The sequence below is a fragment of the Streptomyces johnsoniae genome (assembly GCF_031845565.1).
GTDB lineage: Bacteria > Actinomycetota > Actinomycetes > Streptomycetales > Streptomycetaceae > Streptomyces > Streptomyces johnsoniae.
Genome location: NZ_JAVREV010000092.1, coordinates 1 through 414, shown reverse-complemented (window position 1 = coordinate 414; position 414 = coordinate 1). Strand labels below are relative to the sequence as shown.

Genomic DNA, 414 nt, shown 5'->3' with positions numbered 1-414 from the left:
GTGCCGAGCTCCAGCAGCAGATCGTAGGCGAGGGCGAAGAGCGCGTCGCCGACCAGGATGGCCTGGGCGGGGCCGTGGACCTTCCACACGGTGTCGCGGTGGCGGCGCTGCTCGTCGCCGTCCATCAGGTCGTCGTGCAGCAGCGAGAAGTTGTGCACGAGCTCGACGGCCACGGCGCCGGGGACGCCCGCTTCGGCGGGGGCGCCCGCGGCCTCGGCCGAGAGCAGGGCGAGCGCGGGGCGCACGGCCTTGCCGCCGTCGCCGTCCGAGGGCCGTCCCTCGGCGTCGATCCAGCCGAAGTGGTAGGCCGCGACGGTGTCCATGGGCGGCGCCAGCCGGTCCACGGCAGCCCGCAGCACCGGCGCTGACAGGACTCGTCCGCGCTCCAGAAGCGCGGTGACGTCCGTGGTCTGG

At 74.9% G+C, this 414-nt stretch carries 1 protein-coding gene; it reads right to left on the bottom strand.

What is annotated here, in order from left to right; all coding sequences use genetic code 11:
* Positions 1-414 (bottom strand): polyprenyl synthetase family protein (locus tag RM779_RS33420; protein ID WP_311621554.1); only part of this gene is annotated, 414 nt, incomplete at both ends.